General features: G+C 75.1%; 3 protein-coding genes, 1 tRNA gene and 1 pseudogene. 2 read left to right on the top strand and 3 right to left on the bottom strand.

Annotated features, from left to right (window positions below):
- The coding region (locus ABT106_RS31575) for an NAD-dependent epimerase/dehydratase family protein (RefSeq protein WP_351284396.1) at positions 1–920 on the bottom strand (920 nt) is incomplete at its 3' end.
- Between the two features lie 132 nt (positions 921–1,052).
- On the opposite strand from ABT106_RS31575, the gene ABT106_RS31570 reads away from it, so the two are divergent.
- Positions 1,053–1,126 (top strand) — tRNA-Met (locus ABT106_RS31570).
- 351 nt (positions 1,127–1,477) lie between these two features.
- Positions 1,478–1,657, top strand: coding sequence for a hypothetical protein (locus ABT106_RS31565; RefSeq protein ID WP_351284394.1), 180 nt, complete (start codon positions 1,478–1,480; stop codon positions 1,655–1,657).
- A 50-nt stretch (positions 1,658–1,707) separates the two neighbouring features.
- Here ABT106_RS31565 and ABT106_RS31560 read toward each other — a convergent pair whose 3' ends face one another.
- Together ABT106_RS31560 and ABT106_RS31555 are read right to left on the bottom strand one after the other, a co-directional pair.
- Positions 1,708–3,063 (bottom strand): hypothetical protein, encoded by a 1,356-nt coding sequence (locus ABT106_RS31560; protein ID WP_351284393.1) that lies wholly within the window; start codon positions 3,061–3,063, stop codon positions 1,708–1,710.
- Between the two features lie 33 nt (positions 3,064–3,096).
- Positions 3,097–3,189, bottom strand: a pseudogene (locus tag ABT106_RS31555) (TraA-like protein); the annotation flags it as partial.

Genomic DNA, 3,189 nt, shown 5'->3' with positions numbered 1-3,189 from the left:
AGGCCCTGCTCGCGTTCCCAGCGCAGCGTGTCGGCCAGGAGTTCGGCGCGCGGGCGGTGGCGCAGGCCGGCCGCGCGGGCGGCGGCGCCGGTACGGGCCGACCAGCCTTCCCAGCCCGCTTCGTCCAGCCACAACGGCATCGACTCGGCGCCCATGAACCCGGCCACGCCGTGCGCGAGCAGCCAGTGCGGGGCGGCGGCGACCACCGGCCCCGTGTGTCCGCCGACGGAACGGGAGAGCGCGATCCACTCCCCCAACGGCACCACCGGCCCCACCGCGTCGTACGTCCCGGTGGTCCCCGCCTCCGCGGCGTCGAGCAGCCAGGCCGCGAGGTCCCGCACGTCGACCACCTGGGTGGGCGCGGCAGGTGAGTCCGGCACCAGCATCCGGCCCCGGGGCTCGCGGGCGGCCCGCGCCACCCAGTAGCCGGACCGGTCGGTGTGGTCGCCGGGACCGCCGATGAGGCCGGCCCGCGCGATGACGAGCCGGTCGCCGAGGGCCCGTGCGGACGCCGCCTCGCAGGCGGCCTTGGCCTCTCCGTACTCCGCGCGGCCGGCCTCGCCGCGGCCGGTCGGGGGCAGCAGCGGCGTGGACTCGTCCGCGCCCCGTACGGCGTGGGAGGCATAGGCGCTGACGGAGGAGACATACGTCCAGTGCTTCGCCCTGCCGGCCAGCGCGGCGAGCGCCGCACGCACGAATCCGGGCTGCCACGACACCTCCAGGACCGCGTCCCAGTCCCGGTCGAGCAGCGGATCGTACGCCGAGGACTCGCGCCGGTCGGCCGTCACCAGCACCGCTCCGTCCGCCGCTCCCCCGCTCTCCCCGCGGGCGAGGCACGTCACCCGGTGCCCCCGCCCGACCGCCTGCCGCGCCAGCTCGCGGCCCACCCATGCCGTCCCGCCCAGTACGAGGATCTCCATTCCGGCACTCAAGCACCGGCGGGGCTCCGCGGCCACGGAATTCACCGAGGGCGGAGTTCGCCGAGGGCGGAGGCGGCCGTGACGGCCGTGGTCGGCGGCCCGCGCCACGTGGCGTAGGGTGAGGTCTACCGACGCGGGGTGGAGCAGCTCGGTAGCTCGCTGGGCTCATAACCCAGAGGTCGCAGGTTCAAATCCTGTCCCCGCTACTGCACGGTGTGGCCCGAGTCCTATGACTCGGGCCACACCTGTTTCCGGGCCGCCGGTCGGGTGCCCCGTGCGGGTGGACGTCCTCCCCCGGTCGGCCCCTCTTCGGGGATCGCGGCTGGTCGGATGGGGTGAAACCGATGCCCCGGTCGTTTCCTGAACCCCGTTGGCGGCCGTTGACCGGCATGTGAGTACTTCGAGCACCGCCCCGATACTGTCCGCAGTCCCCTCGTCAGCGGCTCGTCCGACCCCCCGGGACCCGTCCCCGGACACCGCACCCGGCGGCATAGTCGCCCGTCCCCTGGACGCCCGTTCCCGGCCGGCCGGGTGCCGGCGCGGTCGGCGGTGACGTCATGACGTTCATGGTGCTGACCTGCGCGCCGATGCTCGCGGCCGTCCTCCTGCTCCACTGGAAGCCGCGCGAGCCACGGCACCGGCGCCACCCCGTGCGCACACCGCGGCCGCCCGCACGGCGCCGGACCCTGATCCGCTGTCACCTGTCGCCGCCGCTGCTGCTGAGCGCCATGACCTAGCCCGGACCGAGGGGTGGGGCCCGCCGGGTCCCGCCTCTCGGCCGTGGGCTTCAGCGCCGGCTCGGCGCCTGGTGCAGGAACTCCAGCCGCTGCCGGGCCAGCCGCAGGTGCCGGGGGTCGAGGGAGGGCAGGCGGTCGAGCAGCAGGATCAGTTCGGTGCCGGCGTCCAGTGCCGCGGCGGGGTCCTTGAGCTGGGTCCAGCAGTAAAGGGCCCCGGCCGCCGCGGCCTTGACTTCGGGGGCGTCCGCGTCCTGGCGGGACAGGCGGGCCCGGCCTGCGCTCGTCCACAGGTGTGTCGCCAGCCGGAAGTTGCCGGCCATCCGGGCGAGGTCGGCCCGGATCTCCTCCCACTCGGTCGCCTCCCGTGAGGCGTATCCGAAGGTCTTCAGGACGTACTGCTCCCAGGTCTGGGCGAGTGTGGCCGCCTCGAGGTGCCGGCCGGCCATCGCGAGGGAGTGGATGTGGGGCCGCGGGTCGGGGCCGGGCGGGGAGTCGGGCACCCGGACCGCGACGGCCGCCACCGGGTGGGGTTCGCGGGCCGGCTCCTTCCGGCGGACCGGCAGCGTACGGGTGCTGAGGTCCTCGTCCGAGGCGCTGGACGGTATGGCGGGCGCCGACGGTCCTGGCGGCCCCGGTGGCCCGTGCCGACGGAATCCGGCTTCCGCGGTCGGCCGGGAGACCTCCTGCGGCAGCGCGGACGACGGGTTCGGCGCCGGCGCCGCCGTGGCCGCGAGTTCCCTGGCGGTGGGCAGGACCAGCGCGCCCGGAGGCAGCGCCGCCGAACCCACGGTGAGGGCGTGCAGGTGCAGGTTGGCCGGGCGCCGGGTGCTGCGGCGCAGTTGCTCGATCCAGTGCCGGGTGTAGCCGCTCACGCTGTTGCCGCCGCCGCTGAAACCCGGCGGCGAGACCACCCCGTACACCTCGGCGGACGGGGAGGCGGGCAGGCTGCCGTACTCGCGCAGCAGCGGCCACGCGGCCTTGTCCGCCGCGAGGTCGAGCAGCACGGTGGTCAACCCGGGCGGTCGGCCGCGCAGTTCGAGTCCGAGCCACTCCCAGGGCAGGCCCGTGTAGCGGACGGTGCCGGCCGTGGTTCCCGGCAGGGCGAGGTGCAGCCGGTTGCCCCGGCGGTCCACCGTGAGCCGTCCCGACAAGTACACCAAGAGCGGGCCGGGCGTGGCCGCCGCCGTGCGCAGCCGCATCAGCACGGTGTTCGGGTCCCGTGCGCCGTCGAGGTACGTCGTGTCGCTGGGGATGTCGCTGTTCAGCAGCATCGAGGCGGGTACCACCCCGAGCGCGGCCAGGTTCGCGCTGGGCGCGACCTGGACGGTGCGGCGGCGGACGGCGACGTCTCCCGCTATGAGGAGCACGTGCCCCCGCTGTTGCTGCTCCGGACCTCTGTTGTGCATGAGCAGACCGTACCCACTCCGCGCACCCGCCTACTCCCGCTGGAACGCGGCGTACGTGGCGGCGGCGTTCTTCGCGGCGTCGAGCGCGGCATCGGCAGACTTCGAGAGCTTCCGGGCGACCTTCCA

It is taken from the genome of Streptomyces sp. NPDC002044 (genome assembly GCF_040296725.1).
Lineage (GTDB): Bacteria > Actinomycetota > Actinomycetes > Streptomycetales > Streptomycetaceae > Streptomyces > Streptomyces antarcticus.
This window is presented reverse-complemented; position numbering and strand designations above follow the sequence as displayed.

What these genes read in the sequence shown, in the direction of transcription:
- ABT106_RS31560 (WP_351284393.1), bottom strand. Translation starts at nt 3,063, where the DNA reads ATGCACAACAGAGGTCCGGAGCAGCAACAGCGGGGGCACGTGCTCCTC.
- ABT106_RS31565 (WP_351284394.1), top strand. Translation starts at nt 1,478, where the DNA reads ATGACGTTCATGGTGCTGACCTGCGCGCCGATGCTCGCGGCCGTCCTC.